The sequence below is a fragment of the Streptomyces sp. NPDC023527 genome (genome assembly GCF_055560115.1).
The window spans coordinates 495,852-519,207 of the sequence record NZ_JBVHJJ010000002.1 but is presented as its reverse complement, the minus strand read 5'-3'; the positions used below and the strand labels follow the sequence as shown (position 1 = coordinate 519,207).

Here is a 23,356-nt window from a genome sequence, read left to right as displayed (position 1 = left end):
CCACCCGCAAGGGAAGATCGAGGGCACCCCGGACTAGTCCAACCCCGAAGCCTCCAGCACCCCCCGGGCCCCCTCCCCGTCCACCCTGTCGCCGATCGCGGCCAGGACGGGCATGCCCTCGCGGAGGAGGCCGCGACGGTGGGACTCGCGGGCGCCCGTGTCCAGGCGGTGCCAGAGGAGGGGGTTCGCCACCAGTACGTTCGGGTCGACCTCGACGCGGTGGCCGCCGGCGTCCCGGAGGACGATGCGGGGGGCGATGCCGTCCGAGCGGCGGACCTGGGTGAGCAGGTCGGTTCGTACGCGCCGCTCGCGCAGCAGCCCGCGGCAGGCCAGCCAGCCGTCGCCCGCGGTGATCCGCGGTGGCAGCAGCACCGCGACGAGCAGCGCGCCGAGCCCTGCCCAGCAGCAGCCGCGCGGCCAGTCGAGGCCCTCCCGGGCGAGGTCGATGAGCGCCAGGACGCCCGAGAGCGCCGCGCCCGAGGCCCAGGCGGCCAATGCCTCGCGCCGCCATCCCCGGTCGTGGGCGATCACCGCGCCCGGCGGTCCCGCCTGCGGCCGGAATCTCTCGCGTCCACCACCGCGCACCCGCAAGGGCTGTCGCCGTCCCATGGTGATGACGCTAGAACCGCCGACCCGTCGGTATGTCGGCTTTTGACGCGGCGCTGACGCCGGCCGGGCCGACCCTGACGCCTCCCTGACGCTCCGTCACCCGGCCGCGTCAAGAACGCGTGAAGATCTGATCCCAACCCGCCAAGGGCCCGCCAATACCGGGCGCGGACGCTCGGAAGGGAGCGCACTCTGGGCGTTCCACGTCACGGAGGTACGACAAAAGATGTCCATGGTGGCCAATACGGACGAGCTCGCGGGCACCGGCGAGGAGCCGCCCGATACCGGCGCCGCGCGCCCCGCCGGGGAGGACCGGCACCGGCTGACCACGACGCAGGGGCTCGCGGCGCTGTCGCTCGACGCGATGGCCTCCGTCGCGTACGGGCCCGAGTCGATCGTGCTGGTGCTGGCGGCCGCGGGGGCGTACGGCCTCGGCTTCACCCTGCCGGTCACCGTCGCGATCGCCGCGCTGCTGGCCGTGCTCGTCGCCTCGTACCGGCAGGTCATCGCGGCGTTCCCGGACGGCGGCGGCAGTTACGCGGTCGCCAAGCGGCATCTGGGCCGGCGCACCAGCCTGGTCACCGCGGCGTCCCTGGTGCTGGACTACGTACTGAACGTCGCGGTCTCCGTCACCGCCGGTGTGGCCGCCCTGACCTCCGCCTTCCCCTCCCTCTACGGCGAGCGGCTGTGGATCTGCCTGGGCGTGCTGGCCCTGGTCACCGCCGTGAACCTGCGCGGCATCGTGGAGTCGGCGAAGGCGTTCATGGTGCCGACCGCCGTCTTCGTCGGCTCGATCCTGACGATGATCGTGGCGGGGCTCCTCCGGGACGCGCCCGCGAGCACCGAGGCCGCCGCCGGTCACGCGTCCGTACTCGGCGGGAACGCCTCCACCGTCGGCGCCCTCCTGCTGCTGAAGGCGTTCGCCTCCGGCTGCTCCGCGCTCACCGGTGTCGAGGCCGTCGCCAACGCCGTGCCGTCCTTCCGCGCCCCGGCGGCCCGGCGCGCGCAGCGCACCGAGGTCGCGCTCGGCGCGCTGCTGGGCGTCATGCTGATCGGCCTGTCCGTCCTCATCGGCCGCTTCCACCTCCAGCCGGTCGAGGGCGTCACCGTCCTCGCGCAGCTCGCGGACGCCTCGCTCGGCCACAACTGGGCGTTCTACGTCGTGCAGTTCGCGACCGTCGTCCTGCTGGCGCTGGCCGCGAACACCTCCTTCGGCGGCCTGCCGGTGCTGATGGGGCTGCTGGCCCGGGACAACTACCTGCCGCACGTCTTCGGCCTGAAGGCCGACCGGCAGGTGCACCGCCACGGTGTGCTGGCGCTGGCCGCCGTCTCCGCGCTGCTGCTGGTCTTCTCCGGCGGTGACGTCAACACGCTCGTACCGCTCTTCGCGATCGGCGTGTTCGTCGGCTTCACGATCTGCCAGGTCGGGATGGTGCGGCACTGGCGGGCGGAACGTTCCGCCGGGTGGCGTGGCAAGGCGCTGCTCAACGGCTTCGGCGCGGTGCTCACCGGTGTCTCGGCCGTCGTCGTCACCGCGACGAAGTTCGAGGAGGGCGCCTGGCTGATCGTGCTGGCGCTGCCGCTGCTGGTCGCGGTGTTCGAGGCCGTCCACCGCGCGTACGGGCGGATCGGCGAGCGCCTGGGCCTGGGCCGGGTGCCCGAGGCCCCGCGCCGCTGCCACTCCGTGGTCGTCGTACCGGTGTCCTCGCTGTCCCGGCTGACCAGCAAGGCGCTGACCGCCGCCGTGTCCCTGGGCGACGAGGTGGTCGCGGTGACCGTCGCCCAGCCCGACGCCGAGAGCCGCCGGGCCACGGAGTCGCTGCGCCGCGACTGGGAGCTGTGGCGGCCGGGCGTGGACCTGGTCGAACTGCCCGCGGAGACCCGCGCCCTGGCCCGCCCGATCGTGGGCTACGTCCGCGAGCTGACCGCCCGGCACCCCGACAACCGGGTCACGGTGCTGATCCCGGAGGTCGAGCCCGCGCACGTATGGCAGCGGCTGCTGCAGAACCAGCGGGGCGCGGTCGTCGCGCACGCGGTGCGCCGGGACACCGACGCGGTCATCTGCCGGTTGCGGTTCCGGCTCGCGGCCGCGCCGGAGGACGACCTGTCGGCCGCCACACGGCGCTAACACATCTGTCGCAATCCCCCTCCATCGTTGATCGTTGAGCCGTACGATCGCAGACGGTCCACAGCGGACGGCCGGCGACGGTCGACCGAGCGAGGGGGCGAGCGACATGCCGATCAGCCGCAGACGACTCCTGACCGCCGGTGGGGGGCTCGCCCTGGCGGGTGGGCTCACCGCCGCGTGCGGTTCCAACACCGGGCGTGACGGCGGGGGTTCGAAAACCCGCCTGTCACAGTGGTATCACCAGTACGGCGAGGCGGGCGCCGAGCAGGCGGTCCGGCGGTACGCCGCCGCCTACCGGCCGGCCGAGGTCCGTGTGCAGTGGCGGCCCGGCGCCTACGACCAGCAGACCGCGGCCGCCCTGCTCACCGACTCCGGACCCGATGTCTTCGAGGTCAACGGCCCGACGCTGGACCAGATCCAGGGCGGGCAGGTCGTCGACCTCACCGATCTGGTCAAGGATGTCAAGAGCGACTTCCCGGCCGCGGTCCTCGCGCCGAAGACGTACGACGGCCGCGTCTGGGGGGTGCCCCAGGTCGTCGACACACAGCTGCTCTACTACCGCAAGAGCCTGCTGGAGAAGGCGGGCGTGCGGCCGCCACGCACACTGGAAGAGCTGGTCGACGCGGCGAAGCGGCTCACGGACTCCAAGGTCAAGGGGCTCTTCCTCGGCAACGACGGCGGCGCGGGCGTGCTGGGCGGCACCCCTCTGTACGCGGCGGGCCTCTCCCTGGTCACCGACGACGGCAAGGTCGGCTTCGACGACCCGGCCGCCGCCCGTGCCCTCGGCAGGCTCCGCCAGTTGTACGCCGACAAGTCGCTGCTGCTGGGCGCGCCCGCCGACTGGTCCGACCCCTCCGCCCTCGTCCAGGGGCTCACCGCGATGCAGTGGTCCGGGCTGTGGGCGCTGCCGCAGGTGAAGAAGGCGCTCGGTGACGACTTCGGCGTCCTGCCCTTCCCCGCGGACGGCCCCTCCGGCAAGCCGGCCGTGCCGGTCGGCGCGTACGGGGCGGCGGTCAGCGCCCGCAGCCGGCACCGGGAGGCGGCGAAGGCGTACGTGCGGTGGCTGTGGGTCGACCGCACCGACCACCAGGAGGACTTCGCGCTCTCCTACGGCTTCCACATCCCGGCCCGCACCTCGCTGGCCGCCAAGGCCGCGCGGCTCAAGGAGGGCGCGGCGGCCGAGGTCGTGCGCTTCACCACCGACCACGGCTATGCGCAGCCCCTGCTGTGGACGGTCGCGTGCCAGGTCGCCTATCAGGACGCGCTCAACCGCGTCATCAAGGGCGGCGCCGACCCGGTCGGCGAGCTGAAGGCCGTCGTCCGCAAGGCCGAGGCCGAACTGCGGCGCGTGCGGAAGACGTCCTGACATGGCGGCGCCCGGCACGGCCCGCCAACGGAATCGAACCCTCTGGTTCTGGATTTTCACCGGCCCCTTCGCCCTCGGCCTCGCCCTCTTCACGTACGTACCGCTGGCGTGGAGCGTCTACCTCAGCTTCTTCGACGCGCACAACACCGTCTCCCCCACGGACTTCGTCGGCCTGGACAACTACGCCTCCATGCTGGGTGACGCGGCCTTCCGCTCGTCCCTGGCGACCTTCGCGCTCTTCACCGCCTTCATCGTCCCGGCGACGTACGCGCTCTCGCTCGGCCTCGCGCTGGCGGTGAGCAGGCTGCGCTTCGCCCAGGCGTTCTTCCGGTCGGTCTTCTTCCTGCCGACCGCCTGCTCGTATGTCGTGGCCGCCCTGATCTGGAAGCTGTCGATCTTCAACGGGGTGCGGTTCGGGCTGGCGAACACCGTGCTGGGCTGGTTCGGCACCGACCAGGTCGCCTGGCTCGCGACCACCGACCCGCCCTGGTACTGGCTGGTCGTCGTCACCGTGCGGCTCTGGCTCCAGACGGGCTTCTACATGGTCCTCTTCCTGGCCGGGCTCCAGCGCATCCCGCCGCAGCTGTACGAGGCCGCCGCCGTCGATGGCGCCCGGCCGGGGTGGCAGACCTTCCGTCACATCACCTTCCCCGCCCTGCGCGCCACGTCCGTCGCGGTGGTGCTGTTGCTGGTGATCGGCGCGTTCCAGGCGTTCGACGAGTTCTACAACCTGCTGTCGGACGCGCGCGGCTATCCGCCGTACGCCCGGCCGCCCCTGGTCTACCTCTACTACACCGCCCTGGGGCAGGGGCAGAACCTCGGCCTGGGCAGCGCCGGCGCGGTGATCCTGGCACTGATCATCGCGGTGGTGACGGTCGTACAGGCGCGCTGGTCCGGGCTCGGCCGGCGCGGGGAAGGGTCGGCGTGATGGAGGACGCTCTCGTACGGGCCGGGCGGGCGCTGCGGCTTGTGCTGCTGATCGCGCTGGCCGCGCTGTTCCTGATCCCCTTCTACCTGCTGGTCCGCAACGGCCTCGCGTCCGAGGCGGACATCACCGCGCCCGACTGGACGTTCTTCCCCCGCGAGGTGCGCTGGTCGAACGTGCGGGAGCTGTTCGACGACCCCGCCGTGCCGATGGCGCACGCGCTGCTGAACTCCACGCTGATCGCCGTGGTGACCACGCTGGGCACGGTGCTGCTCGCCTCGCTCGCCGGCTACGGCCTGGCCCGGATCCCCTACCGCCACGCCGACGCCGTCTTCTACGCGATCCTGGGCACCCTGATGGTGCCGGCGGCGGTCACGTTCGTCCCCACCTTCGTGCTGGTCTCCTCGCTCGGGTGGATCTCCACGCTGCGCGGTCTGATCGTGCCGACGCTCTTCAGCGCCTTCGCCTGCTTCGTCTTCCGCCAGTACTTCCTGGGCTTCCCCCGGGAGCTGGAGGACGCCGCGCAGGTCGACGGGCTCGGTTACTGGCGCACGTACTGGCGGATCGTCGTGCCCAACTCGCGGCCGGTCTTCGCCGCCGTCGCCACGATCGTCTTCATCGGCGCGTGGAACGCCTTCCTGTGGCCGCTGGTCATCGGCCAGGACCGCGACGCGTGGACGGTGCAGGTCGCCCTGTCGACCTTCACCACCGCGCAGATCGTCAACATCCACGAACTGTTCGTCGCGGCGGCCGTGTCGATCCTGCCGCTGCTGCTGGTGTTCCTCTTCCTCCAGCGCTACATCGTCGCGGGCGTGGAGCGCTCCGGCATCGACGACTGAGGGCGCCGGGACGGCGCGCGGTGACCGCCGCGCAGCAGGGCCGCCCCCAGCGGGGTCAGGGTGTGCAGGACGGCGCTGCCGTTGCGCAGGGTCAGCACCAGGCCCGCCTCGCGGAGCACTCCGGCGTGCTGGCTGGCCGAGGCGGCGGACACCCCGACGCGGCGGGCGAGTTCGCTGGTGGTGCAGCCCCCGCCGATCGAGCCGAGGACGGCCGAGCGGGTGTGGCCGACCAGCTTGCCCAGCGAGCGCGGCGCGGTGACGTCGGCCGGCGCGCACTCCGCCATGTGCCGGGCGGGGTAGACGAGCACGGGGGCGAGGTCGGGGTTGACGTAGGTGACGGGGGTGCGCCGGCAGAAGAAGGAGGGCACGAGCAGCAGTCCGCGGCCGTTGAGGTGGACGTCGCGGTCCACGGGGTAGTCGCACTCCAGCACGGGGGCCCGCCAGCGCATCATCGGCGGCAGCGAGGACAGCAGCGCGTCGGCGCCGCCGTCGAGCAGGGCCCGGCCGCGCACCGCGCGGTCGGCCTCTATCTGGGCCTGTATGTGCGACCAGTAGGGGGCGACGGCCGCCTCGTGATAGGCGTGCAGGGCGCCGGTCAGCTTGGCGAAGGCCCGGCTGTCGCCCTCGGCCATGGATCGTATCCAAGCGGGGAGCGTGCGGACCGTGGAGAGCTTGCCGAGCTCCTGATGGACCCGCTCGGGCGGGGTCTCGCGCAGGGCCTGCATGCCCGAGTCCAGTCCGAGGACGCCTTCGGGCGGGGTCAGGAAGTCGGGAAAATATCCGCGGGAAGGGACCAGCGGCGCGAGGAGCCGCGTTTCACCATTCAACCGGGTCCGGGTTTCCGACCGCCAATCACCGAAGATCGACTCGCCTTGTTTGTCCCGGAGCCGGTGCAGGCTCAATACGGTTTCCCAGAGTGCGTCCGGGTCTCCGGCCAGGCGCAACCGGGCCAGATCGAGTCCCGTGAAATGGACGCGCAGCACCAAACCCCCACATGAGACATCGCAACCACCCCCCGCTCACTGAGTATGCACACCGATACGAGCTGTTACCACGTCCTTTTGGCCACAGTTGAAAGGACTCGCGCGGAACATGTCGGAAGCGAAATGCTATTCACGCACTCGGGGCTGCTCCCGCTCGTTCCCGTGGGGGGTGGCGAGCGAATAAGCGGCCGCTGAGTATGCGAGTTGCCGCCCGAGCCGATGCGGGCGGCAACAACTCCCGGTGGGGGAGTAAAGAGGGGCGGCGCTCCCGCACGGGCGCCGCCCCTCCGCCATGTCCGGCTGGGTGCCGTCGCTTCGTCACATCCGGTGCCGCATCGGAAATCCGCCCGTCACGTGGCGGTGTCCTCCGCGCTACGCGCGGTGTCCTCAAACGCCGGACGGGCTGGAAAATCCAGCCCGTCCGGGGGCACCTCCCAGCGTTAGCTGGGGGAGTTTGAGGACCGGGGCCCGGGGCGGAGCCCCGATCACGTGCCGACCGCCGCGTCAGCGACTGTCGCTGCCCCCGCCCTGCGCCGCGGCGCGCCCCGCCTCCAGACGGGCCACGGGGATGCGGAACGGCGAGCAGGAGACGTAGTCCAGGCCCACCTCGTGGAAGAAGTGCACCGACTCCGGGTCGCCGCCGTGCTCGCCGCAGACGCCGAGCTTGAGGTCCGGGCGGGTGGCCCGGCCGGCCTCGACGGCGGAGCGGACGAGCGAGCCCACGCCGTCCCGGTCGATCGTCTCGAACGGGCTGACGCCGAAGATGCCCTTCTCCAGGTACGCGGTGAAGAAGCTCGCCTCGACGTCGTCGCGGGAGAAGCCCCACACGGTCTGGGTGAGGTCGTTCGTACCGAAGGAGAAGAACTCGGCGGCCTCGGCGATCTGACCGGCGGTCAGCGCGGCGCGCGGCAGCTCGATCATCGTGCCGATGGTCAGCTTGAGGTTCGTGCCGGTGGCGGCCTCGACCTCGGCGATGACCTGGTCGGCCTCCTCGCGGACGATCTCCAGCTCCTGGACGGTGCCCACCAGCGGGATCATGATCTCCGCGCGCGGGTCGCCCTTGGCGTTCATGCGCTGGGCCGCGGCCTCGGCGATCGCCCGTACCTGCATGGCAAACAGACCGGGGATGACCAGGCCCAGGCGGACACCGCGCAGACCCAGCATCGGGTTCTGCTCGTGCAGCTTGTGCACGGCCTGGAGCAGGCGCAGGTCGTTCTCGTGCGCCTCGTGGCGGGCCTCGGCGAGCGCGACCCGCACCGACAGGTCGGTGATGTCCGGCAGGAACTCGTGCAGCGGCGGGTCGAGCAGACGGACCGTGACCGGCAGACCGTCCATCGCCTCGAACAGCTCGACGAAGTCGGCCTTCTGCAGCGGCAGCAGGGCACCGAGTGCCTCGTCGCGCTCGGCGTCGGTGTCGGCGAGGATGAGCCGCTCGACCATCTCGCGCCGCTCACCGAGGAACATGTGCTCGGTGCGGCACAGGCCGATGCCCTGGGCGCCGAAGCGGCGGGCGCGCGCGGCGTCCTCGGCGTTGTCGGCGTTGGCCCGTACGCGCAGCCGGCGCGTGCGGTCGGCGTAGGCCATCATCCGGTGCACGGCCTGGACCAGCTCGTCGGCGTCGTCGGCGCCCGCGTGCATGCGGCCCTCGAAGTACTCGACCACCGGGGACGGCACGACGGGGACCTCACCGAGGTAGACCTTGCCGGTGGAGCCGTCGATGGAGACGACGTCGCCCTCCTCGATGACCACACTCCCCTTGCCGTCCGGGCCGTTGGCGGTCATCCGGCGCCGCTTGGTGTCGACCTCCAGCTCCTCCGCGCCGCAGACACAGGTCTTGCCCATGCCGCGCGCCACGACGGCGGCGTGCGAGGTCTTGCCGCCGCGCGAGGTGAGGATGCCCTCGGCGGCGATCATGCCGTTGAGGTCGTCGGGGTTGGTCTCGCGGCGGATGAGGATGACCTTCTCGCCCGAGCGCGACCACTTCACGGCGGTGTACGAGTCGAAGACGGCCTTGCCGACGGCGGCGCCCGGCGAGGCCGCGATGCCCCGCCCGAGCAGCTCGGTCTTGGCCTTGTCGTCGAAGCGCGGGAACATCAGCTGCGCCAGCTGCGCGCCGTTGACGCGCTGGAGCGCCTCGGCCTCGTCGATCAGGCCCTGGTCCACCAGCTGCGTCGCGATGCGGAAGGCCGCGCCCGCGGTGCGCTTGCCGACGCGGGTCTGGAGCATCCACAGCTTGCCGCGCTCGATGGTGAACTCGATGTCGCACAGGTCCTTGTAGTGCGTCTCCAGCGTCTCCATGATCTGCATCAGCCGGTCGTACGACGCCTTGTCGATCCGCTCCAGGTCGGCGAGCGGCACGGTGTTGCGGATGCCCGCGACGACGTCCTCGCCCTGGGCGTTCTGGAGGTAGTCGCCGTAGACGCCCTGGTGGCCGCTGGCGGGGTCGCGGGTGAAGGCGACGCCGGTGCCGGAGTCGGGGCCGAGATTGCCGAAGACCATCGAGCAGACGTTGACGGCCGTGCCGAGGTCGCCGGGGATGCGCTCCTGGCGGCGGTAGAGCTTGGCGCGGTCGGTGTTCCACGAGTCGAAGACGGCCCTTATGGCCAGGTCCATCTGCTCGCGCGGCTCCTGCGGGAAGTCCCGGCCGGTCTGCTTCGCGACGATGCCCTTGAACTCCGCGACGAGCCGCTTGAGGTCCTCGGCGCCGAGGTCGATGTCGGTGGTGACGCCCTTGGCCCGCTTGGTCTCCTCCAGCGCCTCCTCGAAGAGGTCGCCGTCGACGCCCAGCACGGTCTTGCCGAACATCTGGATGAGGCGGCGGTACGAGTCCCACGCGAACCGCTCGTCGCCGGCCTGGGCCGCGAGCCCGGCCACGGACTCGTCGGAGAGCCCGATGTTGAGGACCGTGTCCATCATGCCGGGCATGGAGAACTTGGCGCCCGAGCGGACGGACACCAGCAGCGGGTCGTCGGCCTGGCCGAGCTTCTTGCCCATGTGCGCCTCGAGGGCGTCGAGGTGGGCGCTGACCTCCTCGCGCAGCGCGGCCGGCTCGCTGCCGCTGTCGAGGTAGACCTTGCACGCCTCGGTGGTGATGGTGAAGCCGGGGGGCACGGGGAGGCCCAGGCGGGTCATCTCGGCGAGGTTGGCGCCCTTCCCGCCGAGCAGGTCCTTGAGGTCCTTGTTGCCCTCGGTGAAGTCGTAGACGAACTTCTGGCGATCTTCGTGTTCCGGCACGGGACTCGACTCCTCACTGGGGTCCCCCCGTACACAGATGGGGGAGAGGGTGCTCAAACGGGCTGACGGCGGGGAGCGTACCCAGATCGAAGGCTTCTAGGGAGGTCCACTCCATGGACATGGGGCCTTAACCACCCGTCTGCCAGCAGATCGAAAGTCACGGTCCGGAAAAGGCGCCGAGGGGCGTGAGTTCAAGACTTGAATCAAGAATGACAAAGAGCGATCGGATAATCACGCAGCGCCGAAAAATAGACCCGTCTGCCATCAAGGAGTGAAGCAAAGAGGGGTGGCACCCAGTGCCACCCCTCTGAAAGGTAGATTCCGATTTCACCCGCTCATCTGAGCGCACCCCTGATCAGGGGTGGCGAGAATCACGCGCCTCAGCCGCCGGACGTGTCAAGTTCCGCGTCCGCGCTGACGGCCGCGCAGTCATAGGGATCATCGAGCCAGCCCTCCGGGAGCACCACGCGATCGCGGCCCGAGGTGCGACCCCGGGGACCATTGGCGCCGATGGGCCAGGACTGGTCCTGGTCGATCTCGCTCAGAAGAGCGCCCATTTCGTCCAGGGACGAGCTGATTGCCAGCTTCTTCCGCAGTTCGGAACCGACCGAGAAGCCCTTGGTGTACCAGGCGACGTGCTTGCGGAAGTCGATGACTCCGCGCTCCTCGTTCTCCAGCCACTGCCCGAGCAGCTCGGCGTGGCGCAGCATCACGCGGGCCACCTCCTTGAAGGTGGGCGCCGCGGGCTCGCCCCCGCCCTCGAAGGCCGCCACCAGGTCGCCGAAGAGCCACGGCCGGCCCAGGCAGCCGCGCCCGACCACGACGCCGTCGCAGCCGGTCTCGCGCATCATGCGTACGGCGTCGTCCGCCGACCAGATGTCGCCGTTCCCGAGGACGGGTATCTCCGGGACGGTCTCCTTCAGGCGCGCGATGGCGTCCCAGTCGGCCGTGCCGCTGTAGTGCTGGGCGGCGGTGCGGCCGTGCAGCGCGATGGCGGTGACGCCCTCCTCGACGGCGATCCGGCCGGCGTCGAGGTAGGTCATGTGATCGTCGTCGATGCCCTTGCGCATCTTCATGGTGACGGGCAGGGAGCCGGCGTTGCCGACGGCCTCGCGCAGGATCGAGCGCAGCAGGTTGCGCTTGTACGGCAGCGCGGAGCCGCCGCCCTTGCGGGTCACCTTGGGCACCGGACAGCCGAAGTTCAGGTCGATGTGGTCGGCCAGGTCCTCGTCCACGATCATGCGGACGGCCTTGCCGACGGTCACCGGGTCGACCCCGTAGAGCTGGATCGAGCGCGGCTTCTCGGTGCCGTCGAAGTGGATCAGCCGCATCGTCTTGGCGTCCCGCTCGACGAGCGCGCGGGTGGTGATCATCTCGCTGACGAAGAGCCCCTTGCCGCCGGAGAACTCCCGGCAGAGCGTACGGAAGGGTGCGTTGGTGATCCCCGCCATGGGGGCGAGCACCACCGGCGGCCACACCGAGTGCGGACCGATGGAGAGCGGCGAGGCGTCGTCATGGGTCATGCCCCCATTGTCCCGTACGCACATGGGGGCTTTAGTTGTACGCTTAAAACGATTGGATTCATACAACTAATACGTGCCCTGCGCTCCGGCGCCGTCCGGCACCGCCATCCTTCCGAGGAGCCGCATGTCCGAGCTCTCCCCCCGCCGACGCCTGCTCGTCCTGGGCATCTGCTGCACGAGCCTGCTGATCGTCAGTCTCGACAACACGATCCTCAACGTCGCCCTGCCCTCGATGCAGAAGGAGCTCCACGCCTCCGTCTCCGGCCTGCAGTGGACCATCGACGCCTACACGCTCGTGCTCGCCTCGCTGCTCATGCTGGCCGGCTCGACGGCCGACCGGATCGGCCGCAGACGGGTGTTCCGGACCGGCCTGGTGCTGTTCACCGCCGGTTCGGTGCTGTGCAGCCTGGCGCCGGGGCTGGGCTGGCTGATCGCCTTCCGGACGGTCCAGGCCGTGGGCGGCTCGATGCTCAACCCCGTGGCCATGTCGATCATCACCAACACCTTCACCGACCCCCGGGAACGGGCCCGGGCGATAGGCGTCTGGGGCGGCGTCGTCGGCATCAGCATGGCCGCCGGGCCCATCGTCGGCGGCGCGCTCGTGGAGTCGGTCGGCTGGCGCTCGATCTTCTGGATCAACCTGCCGGTCGGCCTGCTCGCCCTGGCCATGACCACCCGCTACGTCCCCGAGTCCCGCGCCCCGAAGCCGCGCCGGGTGGACCCGGTCGGCCAGCTGCTGGTGATCACGCTGCTCGGCTCGACGACGTACGGGATCATCGAGGGCCCCGCCGCGGGCTGGACCTCGCCGCTGATCCTGGGCTGTTTCGCCGTCGCCCTCGGCTCCCTCGCCGGGCTGTTGGCGTACGAGCGGCGGCGCCGGGAGCCGCTGGTGGAGCTGGGGTTCTTCCGCAGCGTGCCGTTCAGCGGCGCCACCGTCATCGCCGTGAGCGCCTTCGCCGCGCTCGGCGGCTTCCTCTTCCTCAACACCCTCTACCTCCAGAACGAGCGCGGCCTCTCCGCACTCGACGCCGGGCTGTTCATGCTGCCGATGGCCGCCATGTGCCTGGTCTGCGCGCCGCTGTCCGGCCGGCTGGTCGGCGCCCGCGGGCCCCGGCTGCCGCTGTTGCTGGCCGGTACGGCCATGTCGGCCAGCGGCCTGCTCTTCGCGGCCCTGGACGCCCGCTCGTCCGACGGCCTGCTGTTCACCGCCTACGTCCTGTTCGGCATCGGCTTCGGGCTGGTGAACGCGCCGGTCACCAACACCGCCGTCTCCGGCATGCCGCGCTCGCGCGCGGGGGTGGCCGCGGCGATCGCCTCCACCAGCCGCCAGGTCGGCAGCTCGCTCGGGGTCGCCGTGGTCGGCGCGACCGTCGCCGCCGGGCTCCACCTCGCCGGCTGGTGGATCATCACCGGCTGCGGGATGTCCGTACTCCTGCTCGGTACGATCACCACCGGTCGCTGGGCCGCCGGAACCGCCGCGCGGGCCGGCGCGCGCCTCGACCCCGACCAGAGCAGGATCCCGGTGACGACACCATGACCACGCACGACACCTCTTCGGCGGCCGCGCGGCGCGCCTGGGCCAACATCCGGGAGATCGTCCTGGGCGGCAACGAGCGCCGCAAGGAGGTCATCGACGCGCTCGGCATGAGCTTCTTCCGCGTCAAGGCGCTGCGCAGGATCGCCAGGGGGCCCATCACGCTGCGGGAGCTCGCGGACGAGCTGATGACCGACCGGCCGTACACCACGCTGGTGGTGGACGACCTCGCCGGGCGCGGCCTGGTGGAACGCGCCGCCAACCCCGCCGACCGCCGTTCGAAGATCGTCTCGGTCACGGCGGCGGGCCGGGAGGCGGCCGAGCGCGCCGAACGGATCCTCGGCACTCCCCCGCCCGCGCTGCTCGACCTGCCGGAGGACGACCTCGCGGCGCTGGACCGCATCGTGGCCCGGCTGGCGAAGCGGCCGGACGCGGGCGGGGACCGGCCGGATCCGCCGAACTGATCAGGCTCCCCGCGCCGGGGAGGGGCCCCAGATCTCGCCCAGCCGCTCCAGCCGCTCGCGCGTGTCGTCGTCGACGGGGGTGAAGGTCACCAGTCGGCCGCCGGGGTGCGGGGTGACCCACAGGCTGGTGTGGCGCAGGCGCAGCAGCCCCACCTCGGTCTGCTGGATGAGCCTGGTGCGATGGGCGGTGGGCGGGGCGACCTCGTGTCGCGCCCACAGCGCGCGGAACTCCGGCGAGGCGTCGAGAAGCCGCTTGAGCAGGCACTTCCAGGCGGGCTCGGCGATGTGCTCGGCCATCGCGGCGCGGAACTTCGCGGCCATCGCCCGGATCACCTCCTCGCGGTCGGCGAAAGCGGCCCGCCACTGCGGGTGGGTGAAGGTGAGCCACATGCAGTTGCGCTCCTCGGGCGGCAGCGCGTCGAGGTCGCCCACCAGCCGCCCGTACGAGCGGTTGTGGGCGAGGATGTCGTACCGGGCGTTCTGTACGCACGCGGGGAACGGCTGCAGCTGGTCCAGCATCGTCAGCAGGTCCGGCGAGACGCCCGCGCAGCCGGTGCCCGGCATCGGGTCGACGGTGCCGGCGAGGGCGAAGAGGTGGCCGCGCTCGCCGCGGTCGAGCCTCAGGGCGCGGGCGATGGCGTCGAGGACCTGCGCGGAGACCTTGATGTCCCGCGCCTGCTCCAGCCAGGTGTACCAGGTGACCCCCACGGCGGCGAGGTGCGCGACCTCCTCGCGGCGCAGGCCCGGGGTGCGGCGCCGGGGGCCGCGCGGCAGACCGGCCTCCTCGGGGGAGACGCGCTCGCGGCGGCTGCGCAGGAACGCGGCCAGCTCGACGCGGCGTACGTCATCGGCCGTGGGCACGGCGGCGGCTGCGACCGTGGGCACGGCGGCTGCTGCGACCGTGCGGGACTCCTGCGTCATCAGGCTCATGCCTCCAGCGTGCGGGACGCGGCAGTCCCGTTCCAGGTAGTGCTTGTACCAGGATAAAGAGGCTCTGGTACCAGGCTGAGCGGGTGGGCATCGTCTTATCCGTGAGCGATACCCGAATAAGCGCCCGAACAGACATCCGGACGAGCCCTGTTGCCCCGGCAGCCGGAGCCGCCCCCTCCACCCCGTCCACCTCCTCCCCCGCCCTGAGCGCGCTGGGCCTCATGACCGTCCTGATCGGCGCCGCGCTGCCGATGGTCGACTTCTTCATCGTCAACGTCGCCCTGCCCACCATCGACCACGACCTGAAGGCGGGCCCGGCCCTGCTGGAGATGGTCGTCGGCGGCTACGGCGTCGCGTACGCCGTCCTGCTCGTCCTCGGCGGCCGGCTGGGCGACATGATCGGCCGCAGGCGGCTGTTCCTGTGGGGCACGGCCGCGTTCGGCGTGACGTCCGTGGCGTGCGGTCTCGCGCCGGACGCCTGGTCGCTGGTCGCCGCCCGGGTCGCGCAGGGCGCGGCGTCCGCGCTGATGCTGCCGCAGGTGCTGGCGACGATCCAGGCCACGACCGCCGGGGCGCACCGCACCAAGGCGCTGAGCCTGTACAGCGGCACGGCCGGGCTCGCGGCGTCGGTCGGGCAGGTGCTCGGCGGCGTGCTGGTCTCCGCCGACCTCTGGGGCACCGGATGGCGCTCGATCTTCCTGGTGAACGCGCCGGTCGCGGCCGTGGCGCTGGTGCTGGCGGTACGCACGATCCCGGAGACGCGCTCGGACCGCCCGACGGGCGTGGACGGGCGGGGCACGGCGCTGCTGTCGCTGACGCTGATCTCCCTGCTGCTGCCGCTGACCGAGGGCCGGGCGACGGGGTGGCCGGTGTGGTCGTGGGCGCTGCTGGCGGTCTTCCCGTTCGCGGCCACGGCGTTCGTGGTGGTGGAGCGGCGCGAGGAGGCCGCCGGGCGGACACCGCTGGTGCCGCCGTCGCTGCTGCGGGTCCACTCGGTGCGCAGCGGGCTGGCGGTGCTGGTGCCGTTCTCGCTCAGCTGGGGCGGCTTCATGTTCGTCCTGGCGGTGGCGTTGCAGGAGGGGCTCCACCTGGGGGCGTTGGCGGCCGGGCTGGCGCTGGTGCCGATGTGCGTGACGTTCTTCCTCGGGTCGCTGGCCGGTCCGCGGCTGGCGGCGCGGTTCGGGCGGCGGGCGATCACGGCCGGGGCGCTGTTCCAGGTGGTCGGGCTCGCGGGGCTGGCGGCGACCTTCTACTGGGGCTGGGACGGGCTGGGCGCGCTGGGCACCGGGCCGGCGCTGGCCGTGATCGGGCTGGGCAACGGGCTGCTGCTGCCGATGACGCTGCGGGTGGTGCTGAGTGAGGTGCCGGTGGCGCAGGCGGGGGTCGGCGGCGGGGTGATGACCACGACGCAGCAGTCGTTCATGGCCCTGGGCGTGGCCACGCTCGGCTCGCTCTTCCTGACCCTGTCGGCGTCGATAGGGATGCGGGACGCCGTGGCGGTGACGCTGGGGGCGCATCTGGCGGCGGTGGCCGTGTCGCTGGTGCTGAGCCTGCGGCTGCCGCGCAAGGTGGCTTGAAATCGCCACTGAGGGCGGCGCCGGGATCAAGGGTCGGACGAACATGGAATGACAGATATTGAAATCTGTCATTCCATGTGTCACTCTTCTGGTGTGCCCCGGTCCTCATGCACCGGCCCGCACGCCGGGTTCCCGTCCCTGGTCTCCCGTACCTGGCACACACCCGGCCTCTCACCGCCCGTGAAGGAGTCCCCCGTGCAGCACCGCACCCTCGGCACCACCGGCCCGCAGGTTTCCGCCCTCGGTCTCGGCGCGATGGGCATGTCCGCCCTCTACGGCGAGGCCGACCGCGCCGAATCGATCGCCACGATCCACGCCGCCCTCGACGCCGGCGTCACCCTGATCGACACCGGCGACTTCTACGGCATGGGCCACAACGAACTGCTCATCAACGAAGCGCTGCGCACCGCCCCGGCGGGCGCCCGCGAAAACGCCCTCACCAGCGTGAAGTTCGGCGCCCTGCGCACCGTCGAGGGCGGCTTCACCGGCGTCGACGGCAGCCCGAACGCGGTCCGGAACTTCGCCGCGTACTCGCTCCAGCGCCTGGGCACCGACCACATCGACATCTACCGGCTCGCCCGCCTCGACCCGAACGTCCCGATCGAGGAGACCGTCGGCGCGATCGCCGAGCTCGTCCAGGCCGGTCACGTCCGGCACATCGGCCTCTCCGAGGTGAACGCCGACACCATCCGCCGCGCCGCCGCCGTCGCGCCGATCGCCGACCTCCAGATCGAGTACTCGCTGATCTCGCGCGGCATCGAGAAGGAGATCCTGCCCACCGTCCGTGAGCTGGGCATCGGCGTCACCGCGTACGGCGTCCTCTCCCGCGGCCTGATCAGCGGCCACTTCGCCCGCGACCGCAAGCTCGCCGCGAACGACTTCCGCGGCATGAGCCCGCGCTTCCAGGGCGAGAACCTGCGGCACAACCTCGACCTGGTGGAGGCGCTCCGCGAGATCGCCGAGGCCAAGGGCGCCACCGTCGCCCAGACCGCCATCGCCTGGGTCCTCGCCCAGGGCGAGGACATCGTCCCGCTGGTCGGCGCCCGCCGCCGCGACCGCCTCGCCGAGGCGCTCGGCGCGCTGGACGTCCGGCTGGGCGCGGACGACCTGGCGGCCATCGAGCGGGCCGTCCCCGCCGACGCCGCGGCCGGCGACCGCTACCCGACCGACCAGATGGCGCACCTCGACAGCGAGCGGTGACCACCGGGGCCCGGCGACAGCCGGGGACGGGCGGGCGCACGGTGACCACCGGCCGACCGCGAGAGGCTCGCCCCACCGGGTCCGTACCGTCCCCGGCCGGGTACGGTCCGTACCAGGCGCGCCCGACCCCGTGGCGTCCGACCGAAAGGATCCGCACCCGCCCATGCCGCCCGAGACGCTCACTCCCGACCGGATCCTCGAAGCCACCGAGGACGTCCTGCGCCGCTTCGGCCCCGCCAAGGCCACCGTGGTCGACGTGGCGCGGGCCCTCGGGGTCAGCCACGGCAGCGTCTACCGCCACTTCGGCAGCAAGGCCGCCCTCCGCGAGGCCGTCACCCAGCGCTGGCTCGACCAGTCGCACACCGCCCTGTCCGCCGTCGCCGAGACGGCGGGCCCTGCCGGGCAGCGGCTGCGCGAGTGGCTCACGGCCCTCTTCGCCGCCAAGCGCCGCAAGGCGGGCGACGACCCGGAGCTCTTCGCGACGTACATGGTCCTCGTGGGCGAGAACAGCGGAGTCGTCGAGCGGCACATCGAGACGATGATCGAGCAGCTGGCCGGGATCGTGGAGAGCGGTGTCCGCGACGGCGAGTTCACGACGCCGGATCCGAGGGCGACGGCGCGGGCCCTGTGGGACGCCACGAACCGCTTCCACGACCCGGCCTACGCCGCGGAGTGGTCGCTTCCGGGCATCGACGCGGCGTTCGACGCGGTATGCGAGCTGGTCCTGCGGGGGCTGCGGCCCTGAGTCCCGCCCCTGTCCTCCGGCCCGCGCCGGCGGTGGTGCGCTCAGCCCACGCCCAGGAACCGCAGCACCGCCAGCACCCGGCGGTGGTCCGCGTCGGCCTTCGGCAGGTCGAGCTTGGCCAGGATGCTGTTGATGTGTTTCGCGACAGCGGATTCGCTCACGACCAACTGTCTCGCGATTCCGGCGTTCGAACGGCCGCCGGCCATCAGCTCCAGGACCTCCCGCTCCCGCGGGGTGAGCCGCTCCAGCGGATCGCGGTGGCGGCGCAGCAGCAGTTGGGCGACGACCTGCGGGTCGAGGGCCGTGCCGCCGGACGCGACGCGGTGGAGGGCGTCGATGAACTCCTCGACGTCCGCGACCCGTTCCTTCAGCAGATAGCCGACGCCCCGGGTGTCGCCGGACAGCAGCTCGGCGGCGTAGCGCTCCTCCACGTACTGGGAGAGCAGCAGGACCGCCGTCTCCGGCCACTGCTTGCGGATGACGAGCGCGGCTCGTACGCCCTCGTCGGTGAAGCCCGGCGGCATCCGGACGTCGAGGACGGCGACGTCGGGGCGGTGCTCCTCCATGACCGTCAACAGCGCTTCCGCGTCGCCGACTTCCGCGACCACGTCGAATCCGGCCGCCTCCAGGACCTTCACCAGGCCGATCCGGAGCAGGACGGAATCCTCGGCGATCACAGCGCGCACGGCAGCTCCACAGTCACAACGGTCGGGCCCCCCACGGGGCTGCTGATCGAGAACGTGCCGTCGACCGACGCGACGCGCTTGGCGAGCCCCGCCAGCCCGGTGCCGCCCGCAGGGTCGGCACCGCCCACGCCGTCGTCGGAGACGACGACGAGAAGTATCCCCCCGAACCGCTCGACGGTGACATCGACTCCGGACGCCTGCGCGTGCTTGACGACGTTCGCGAGGGCCTCGGAGACGACGAAGTAGGCCACCGCCTCGATGGTCGGGGAGGGCCGCGACGGCAGGTCGACCTTCAGCCGGACGGGCAGCGGCGTCCGCTCGGCGACCCCGGACAGGGCGGCGTCCAGGCCCCTGTCCTCCAGCACGGCGGGGTGCAGTCCCCGTACGAGATTGCCGAGCTCGGCGATGGCCTCCTTCGCCTCCCGGTGGGCCTCGTCTATGACCTTGCGGGCGTCGTCGGGTATGTCCTTGAGTGTGATCTTCGCCAGCCCCAGGTTGACGGCCATCGACACGAGGCGCTGCTGCGCGCCGTCGTGCAGGTCGCGTTCTATGCGGCGGCGTTCGGCGTCGGCGGCGTCGACGACCTCCGCGCGGCGCTCGGCGAGGTCCGCCACCCGGCGGGCCAGCTGCTGCTCGCGGCTGGGGCCGAGGAGGGCGGTGGCGTTGCGGGTGTCGAGGCGCACGAGCGCACCCGACAGCCAGGCCCACGCGTACAGCAGCGCGAGCCCGCCCGCGGTGACGTACGCGGCCTGTGTGGTGTAACCGGCCTGGCTCACGCGCCAGTTCACCGGCAGCGCCCAGATCCAGACGTAGACCGTGGCCAGTACGAGCCCTGTCAGGCCGGCCAGCAGCGTGAGCACCCCGCCCAGGGCCGCGGCCGGGCCCGCCAGCAGGTGGTAGCGCACCTGCGGGCCGGGGTAGGCCGAGCGGAGGCGGGCGCGGGTCCGCTCACCCGGCGACCCGACGGCGGGAGGGCCGGCGGGCGGCGCCGGTATGTCGACCCCCAGCGTCCAGCGGAAGCGGCGCCTCTGGAGGGACGAGAGGGCGGGCCCGATGAGCGCGATGCCCCCCAGCGGCAGGAACACCGACAGCAGGATCTCGGGCACCGACCCCGCCTGGTAGGCCAGCCACGGCACCCCCATGATCAGCAGGGCCGGGAACTGGGCGAGGGCGCCGACGACGATGCAGGCGGTGGGGCGCCGGGCGCTCCGCAGGGGCCGCGCCGCGGTCCGCAGCAGGGTGGGGATGGACATGCTCCACACGGTAGATCCCCAGGTCGGAGGGGGTCCATGGCACTGTCGTCCGTCTCCGGGGTGTAGCCAGTACCACCATCGGACGAACGTGCGGGTGAAGTGTGGCCGTGTGTCAGCGACCGTGGCTACGTTGTGTGGCGTCACGCTCGCCCAGGCAAGGAGACGTATGCAACCGCCCGTGCCGATTGTCCAAGGCCCGGAGCCGACGGACTTTGAACAACTGTGCAGGATTCTGGAGAAGATCGACGCCGATCTCCCCGACGGGTACTACACGGAGATCGTCGGGGGCAAGGTCGTCGTGTCACCGTGGTCCAGGGCTTTCTACACCCGCGTTCTGGACGCACTTGTCGACCAGTTGGGGCCGCACGTGCCCAAGGGCCACCGAGCGCGGACTTGCCCCAACCTCTACAAGTTCACCGAACACTCGCGCGCCTACGGCCCCGACTTCCACGTCGCGGACTCCGGCGCCATGCGGACCGACAGCATCTACAGGCCTGGTGAAGCGCTGTCCCTCGTGGGCGAGCTGACATCTTCCTCCACGGCTGATGCCGACCGCAGGGAGAAGGCCGAGGTCTACGGCAAGGCGGGAGTGCCTGTGTACGTGCTCGTCGACATGCTCAAGGGCACCGTCATCGTGTACTCGGAGCCGTCGGACCACGGCTACCGCACCAGCACTCAGATCGAATTCGGCGGGACGGTCCACATCCCCGCCCCGTTCGACTGCAAGCTGGACACCTCCGGCTGGGAGAGCTGAGCACCCCCGATGCCCGAAGGCCCCGGCCCCCGTCGAGCGGGAACCGGGGCCTTCGGCCACAGCGAAGAGCGTCAGCAGCCCAGCAGACGCGAGCCCAGGTAGCCCTCGATCTGGTCGAGGGACACCCGCTCCTGCTTCATGGTGTCGCGCTCGCGGACCGTCACCGCGTTGTCGTCGAGCGTGTCGAAGTCGACCGTGACGCAGAACGGCGTGCCGATCTCGTCCTGGCGGCGGTAGCGGCGGCCGATCGCGCCCGCGTCGTCGAAGTCGATGTTCCAGTGCTTGCGCAGGTCCGTCGCGAGGCCCTTGGCCTTCGGGGAGAGCTGCGGGTTGCGGGAGAGCGGCAGCACCGCGACCTTCACCGGCGCCAGGCGCGGGTCGAGGCGCATGACGACGCGCTTCTCCATGACGCCCTTGGCGTTGGGCGCCTCGTCCTCGTTGTACGCGTCGAGCATGAAGGCCAGCATGGCGCGGTTGAGGCCGGCCGCCGGCTCGATGACGTACGGGAAGTAGCGCTCGCCTGCTTCCTGGTCGAAGTACGACAGGTCCTGGCCGGAGGCCGCGGAGTGCGCCTTGAGGTCGTAGTCGGTGCGGTTGGCCACACCCTCGAGCTCGGAGAACTCGGAGCCGCCGAAGTTGAAGCGGTACTCGATGTCAACGGTGCGCTTGGAGTAGTGGGAGAGCTTCTCGGCGGCGTGCTCGTACCACCGCATGTTCTCCTCGCGCATGCCGAGGCCGGTGTACCAGTTCCAGCGCTGCTGCATCCAGTACTCCTGCCACTCCTCGTCCTCACCCGGCTTGACGAAGAACTCCATCTCCATCTGCTCGAACTCGCGGGTGCGGAAGATGAAGTTGCCCGGCGTGATCTCGTTGCGGAAGGACTTGCCGGTCTGGGCGATGCCGAACGGCGGCTTCCGGCGCGAGGTCTGCTGGACCTGGGCGAAGTTGGTGAAGATGCCCTGCGCGGTCTCGGGGCGCAGGTAGGTCACCGCGCCGGAGTCCTGGGTCGGGCCGAGGTGGGTCGACAGCAGGCCGGAGAACTGCTTGGGCTCGGTGAAGGCGCCCTTGTTGCCGCAGTTCGGGCAGTTGATGTCGGCGAGGCCGTTCTCGGGAAGCTTCTTGTGCTTCGCCTCGTACGCCTCCTCCAGGTGGTCCGCGCGGTAGCGCTTGTGGCAGGAGGTGCACTCGGTCAGCGGGTCCGAGAAGGTGGCGACGTGGCCGGACGCCTCCCAGACCTCACGGGCGAGGATCACCGACGAGTCGAGACCGACCACGTCGTCGCGCGAGGTGACCATGGAGCGCCACCACTGACGCTTGATGTTCTCCTTGAGCTCCACGCCGAGGGGTCCGTAATCCCAGGCGGCACGCTGTCCGCCGTAGATCTCACTGCACGGATAGACAAAGCCACGGCGCTTGCTCAGGCTGACGATGGTGTCGATCTTGTCGGCGGCCACGGTGCTCTCTTCATTGCGACGACGAACAGCGAATGCTTCAGGTTACCGGCGCCGCACCCCCTCTCATCAAATCGGCTCTGGCCTTGGCTTGACCGACCCTCTCGGCACCGCCCGCCACACCCCCCTTGTTGACAATCGTTTCCACTTTAGTTGAAAATGACTGTCATGAACGTAAGCCGTCTCCGCTCCCCCCGAATATCCGCCGCCGCCGTCGCCACAGCCGCGGCCCTCGGGCTGCTCACGCTCTCCGCGTGCTCCTCCTCCGGCACGGCGGGCAAGGCGGCGGACGGCAAGCTCAAGGTGGTCGCGTCCTTCTACCCCATGCAGTTCCTCGCCGAGGAGATCGGCGGCGACCACGTCGGCGTGACCAATCTGACGAAGCCCGGCCAGGAGCCGCACGACCTGGAGCTCAGCCCCAAGCAGACCGGCTCCCTCTCCGACGCGGGCGCGATCGTCTACCTCAAGGGCATCCAGCCCGCCGTGGACAAGGCGATCAAGCAGTCCAGGAACAAGCACATCGTCGACGCCGCCTCCCTCACCGAGCTGGAGAAGCACGGCACCGAGGTCGAGGGCGAATCCCACGACGAGCACGAAGGTCACCACCACTCCGACGACGAATCCGGCGCCGACCCGCACGTCTGGCTGGACCCGGTGAAGTACGCCGAGGTCGCCAAGGGCGTCGCCAAGGCCCTCGCCGAGGCCGACCCCGACCACCGCGCGGACTACGAGAAGAACCGCGACGCCCTGGTCAAGAAGCTCGGCGGGCTGGACAAGAAGTTCTCGGACGGCCTGAAGAACCGTGCCTCCCGGACCTTCATCACCACCCACGCCGCCTTCGGCTACCTCGCCGAGCGCTACGGCCTGGAGCAGGAGGCCATCAACGGCCTGGACCCGGAGTCCGAGCCCAGCGCCGCCCGGATCAAGGACCTGCACAAGCTGGCGAAGGACCACGGCGTCAGCACGGTCTTCTTCGAGACCATCGCCAACCCCGCCACGGCGAAGACCCTGGCCGGCGACCTGAACCTGAAGACGGACGTGCTCGACCCGCTCGAAGGGATCACCGACAAGTCCCGGGGCGACGACTACTTCGCGGTCATGGAGTCCAACCTCGCCGCCCTCCAGAAGGCGCTCGGCACCAAGTGACGGAGGTCAACA

19 protein-coding genes are annotated in these 23,356 nt (G+C 71.2%); 11 read left to right on the top strand and 8 right to left on the bottom strand.

Translation table 11 applies throughout. The annotated features are described in order from the left end of the window. Positions 1-33 precede the first annotated feature (33 nt). Entirely contained in the window at positions 34-609 is a 576-nt protein-coding gene (locus ACZ303_RS05835) for a hypothetical protein (protein ID WP_467335409.1), read from the bottom strand. Between the two features lie 223 nt (positions 610-832). Between ACZ303_RS05835 and ACZ303_RS05830 the strand changes: the two genes are divergently transcribed. From ACZ303_RS05830 to ACZ303_RS05815, 4 genes are all read left to right on the top strand, one after another. Then, positions 833-2,734, top strand: coding sequence for an APC family permease (locus ACZ303_RS05830; RefSeq protein WP_467335407.1), 1,902 nt, complete (start codon positions 833-835; stop codon positions 2,732-2,734). A 106-nt stretch (positions 2,735-2,840) separates the two neighbouring features. Continuing rightward, on the top strand, positions 2,841-4,100 hold the full coding sequence (locus ACZ303_RS05825; protein ID WP_467335405.1) for an ABC transporter substrate-binding protein: 1,260 nt from the start codon (positions 2,841-2,843) through the stop codon (positions 4,098-4,100). A 1-nt stretch (position 4,101) separates the two neighbouring features. Further along, complete coding sequence (locus ACZ303_RS05820) at positions 4,102-5,028, top strand: carbohydrate ABC transporter permease (protein ID WP_467335403.1); 927 nt, start codon at positions 4,102-4,104, stop codon at positions 5,026-5,028. Next, positions 5,028-5,864, top strand: a complete 837-nt coding sequence (locus tag ACZ303_RS05815; protein ID WP_467335815.1) for a carbohydrate ABC transporter permease — start codon at positions 5,028-5,030, stop codon at positions 5,862-5,864. The genes ACZ303_RS05820 and ACZ303_RS05815 overlap by 1 nt, the downstream gene beginning before the upstream one ends. On the opposite strand, the gene ACZ303_RS05810 is transcribed toward ACZ303_RS05815, so the two are convergent. From ACZ303_RS05810 to dusB, 3 genes are all read right to left on the bottom strand, one after another. After that, positions 5,822-6,847 (bottom strand): ArsR/SmtB family transcription factor, encoded by a 1,026-nt coding sequence (locus tag ACZ303_RS05810; RefSeq protein ID WP_467335401.1) that lies wholly within the window; start codon positions 6,845-6,847, stop codon positions 5,822-5,824. The genes ACZ303_RS05815 and ACZ303_RS05810 overlap by 43 nt on opposite strands. A 504-nt stretch (positions 6,848-7,351) precedes the next feature. Then, positions 7,352-10,081 (bottom strand): pyruvate, phosphate dikinase, encoded by a 2,730-nt coding sequence (gene ppdK, locus ACZ303_RS05805; protein WP_467335399.1) that lies wholly within the window; start codon positions 10,079-10,081, stop codon positions 7,352-7,354. Between the two features lie 380 nt (positions 10,082-10,461). Continuing rightward, positions 10,462-11,604, bottom strand: coding sequence for a tRNA dihydrouridine synthase DusB (dusB, locus tag ACZ303_RS05800; protein ID WP_467335398.1), 1,143 nt, complete (start codon positions 11,602-11,604; stop codon positions 10,462-10,464). Positions 11,605-11,728: 124 nt separating this feature from the next. Here dusB and ACZ303_RS05795 point away from each other — a divergent pair, with 124 nt between their 5' ends. Beyond that, positions 11,729-13,141, top strand: a complete 1,413-nt coding sequence (locus ACZ303_RS05795; protein WP_467335396.1) for an MFS transporter — start codon at positions 11,729-11,731, stop codon at positions 13,139-13,141. Continuing rightward, positions 13,138-13,602: a MarR family winged helix-turn-helix transcriptional regulator gene (locus tag ACZ303_RS05790; protein WP_467335395.1), complete on the top strand. Its 465-nt coding sequence runs from the start codon at positions 13,138-13,140 to the stop codon at positions 13,600-13,602. The genes ACZ303_RS05795 and ACZ303_RS05790 overlap by 4 nt, the downstream gene beginning before the upstream one ends. On the opposite strand, the gene ACZ303_RS05785 is transcribed toward ACZ303_RS05790, so the two are convergent. Continuing rightward, on the bottom strand, positions 13,603-14,523 hold the full coding sequence (locus tag ACZ303_RS05785; protein ID WP_467335813.1) for a helix-turn-helix transcriptional regulator: 921 nt from the start codon (positions 14,521-14,523) through the stop codon (positions 13,603-13,605). It abuts the gene before it with no gap. 110 nt (positions 14,524-14,633) lie between these two features. On the opposite strand from ACZ303_RS05785, the gene ACZ303_RS05780 reads away from it, so the two are divergent. From ACZ303_RS05780 to ACZ303_RS05770, 3 genes are all read left to right on the top strand, one after another. Next, positions 14,634-16,109: an MFS transporter gene (locus ACZ303_RS05780; protein WP_467335393.1), complete on the top strand. Its 1,476-nt coding sequence runs from the start codon at positions 14,634-14,636 to the stop codon at positions 16,107-16,109. Positions 16,110-16,304: 195 nt separating this feature from the next. Further along, on the top strand, positions 16,305-17,309 hold the full coding sequence (locus tag ACZ303_RS05775; RefSeq protein WP_467335391.1) for an aldo/keto reductase: 1,005 nt from the start codon (positions 16,305-16,307) through the stop codon (positions 17,307-17,309). 163 nt (positions 17,310-17,472) lie between these two features. Then, positions 17,473-18,054 (top strand): TetR/AcrR family transcriptional regulator, encoded by a 582-nt coding sequence (locus ACZ303_RS05770; RefSeq protein WP_467335389.1) that lies wholly within the window; start codon positions 17,473-17,475, stop codon positions 18,052-18,054. Between the two features lie 41 nt (positions 18,055-18,095). Here the strand turns inward: ACZ303_RS05770 and ACZ303_RS05765 are convergent, their stop codons facing one another. Together ACZ303_RS05765 and ACZ303_RS05760 are read right to left on the bottom strand one after the other, a co-directional pair. Next, positions 18,096-18,740: a response regulator transcription factor gene (locus ACZ303_RS05765; RefSeq protein WP_467335388.1), complete on the bottom strand. Its 645-nt coding sequence runs from the start codon at positions 18,738-18,740 to the stop codon at positions 18,096-18,098. Next, on the bottom strand, positions 18,728-19,993 hold the full coding sequence (locus ACZ303_RS05760; protein WP_467335386.1) for a sensor histidine kinase: 1,266 nt from the start codon (positions 19,991-19,993) through the stop codon (positions 18,728-18,730). Before ACZ303_RS05760 ends, ACZ303_RS05765 begins: the two co-directional genes overlap by 13 nt. 178 nt (positions 19,994-20,171) lie before the next feature. Between ACZ303_RS05760 and ACZ303_RS05755 the strand changes: the two genes are divergently transcribed. Beyond that, positions 20,172-20,747 carry a Uma2 family endonuclease gene (locus ACZ303_RS05755; RefSeq protein WP_467335384.1) on the top strand — a complete coding sequence of 192 codons (576 nt, stop codon included), beginning with the start codon at positions 20,172-20,174 and terminating at the stop codon, positions 20,745-20,747. Positions 20,748-20,818: 71 nt separating this feature from the next. Here ACZ303_RS05755 and ACZ303_RS05750 read toward each other — a convergent pair whose 3' ends face one another. Beyond that, complete coding sequence (locus tag ACZ303_RS05750) at positions 20,819-22,201, bottom strand: glycine--tRNA ligase (RefSeq protein WP_467335382.1); 1,383 nt, start codon at positions 22,199-22,201, stop codon at positions 20,819-20,821. 165 nt (positions 22,202-22,366) lie between these two features. Between ACZ303_RS05750 and ACZ303_RS05745 the strand changes: the two genes are divergently transcribed. Then, entirely contained in the window at positions 22,367-23,344 is a 978-nt protein-coding gene (locus ACZ303_RS05745; protein WP_467335380.1) for a metal ABC transporter substrate-binding protein, read from the top strand. Positions 23,345-23,356 lie beyond the last annotated feature (12 nt).

Coding starts and splice junctions, on each gene's coding strand:
- ACZ303_RS05835 (WP_467335409.1), bottom strand. CDS start 609: ATGGGACGGCGACAGCCCTTGCGGGTGCGCGGTGGTGGACGCGAGAGA.
- ACZ303_RS05820 (WP_467335403.1), top strand. CDS start 4,102: ATGGCGGCGCCCGGCACGGCCCGCCAACGGAATCGAACCCTCTGGTTC.
- ACZ303_RS05825 (WP_467335405.1), top strand. CDS start 2,841: ATGCCGATCAGCCGCAGACGACTCCTGACCGCCGGTGGGGGGCTCGCC.
- ACZ303_RS05815 (WP_467335815.1), top strand. CDS start 5,028: ATGGAGGACGCTCTCGTACGGGCCGGGCGGGCGCTGCGGCTTGTGCTG.
- ACZ303_RS05770 (WP_467335389.1), top strand. CDS start 17,473: ATGCCGCCCGAGACGCTCACTCCCGACCGGATCCTCGAAGCCACCGAG.
- ACZ303_RS05745 (WP_467335380.1), top strand. CDS start 22,367: ATGAACGTAAGCCGTCTCCGCTCCCCCCGAATATCCGCCGCCGCCGTC.
- ACZ303_RS05760 (WP_467335386.1), bottom strand. CDS start 19,993: ATGTCCATCCCCACCCTGCTGCGGACCGCGGCGCGGCCCCTGCGGAGC.
- ACZ303_RS05795 (WP_467335396.1), top strand. CDS start 11,729: ATGTCCGAGCTCTCCCCCCGCCGACGCCTGCTCGTCCTGGGCATCTGC.
- ACZ303_RS05830 (WP_467335407.1), top strand. CDS start 833: ATGTCCATGGTGGCCAATACGGACGAGCTCGCGGGCACCGGCGAGGAG.
- dusB (WP_467335398.1), bottom strand. CDS start 11,604: ATGACCCATGACGACGCCTCGCCGCTCTCCATCGGTCCGCACTCGGTG.
- ACZ303_RS05785 (WP_467335813.1), bottom strand. CDS start 14,523: ATGACGCAGGAGTCCCGCACGGTCGCAGCAGCCGCCGTGCCCACGGTC.
- ACZ303_RS05790 (WP_467335395.1), top strand. CDS start 13,138: ATGACCACGCACGACACCTCTTCGGCGGCCGCGCGGCGCGCCTGGGCC.